The organism is Shinella sp. M31, from assembly GCF_049199205.1.
GTDB lineage: Bacteria > Pseudomonadota > Alphaproteobacteria > Rhizobiales > Rhizobiaceae > Shinella.
On the sequence record NZ_JBLZPH010000191.1, the window covers coordinates 1 to 205 of the forward strand.

A 205-nucleotide genomic window follows, 5' to 3' on the forward strand; every position below is an offset into this window, starting at 1 on the left:
AGGTGCTGAAGACCGAGGAGCCGTCGGGCCGCAAGGCGGGCGTCAAGGTCAAGTCGGTCGCCGAGCTGGTCGAAAAGCTCAAGACCGAAGCCGGCGTGCTTTGATCCGGAAGATTTGAGGAGATTACGAACATGGCCATTCTTCTTCTGGCAGACCACGACAATGTTAGCCTTTCCGACCAGACCGCCAAGGCGCTGACGGCAGC

1 pseudogene is annotated in these 205 nt (G+C 59.5%); it reads left to right on the plus strand.

The window, feature by feature from the left end:
• Nucleotides 1-104 (plus strand): annotated as a pseudogene (locus tag ACOZKU_RS27705) (electron transfer flavoprotein subunit beta/FixA family protein); the annotation flags it as partial.
• Between the last annotated feature and the right edge of the window lie 101 nt (nt 105-205).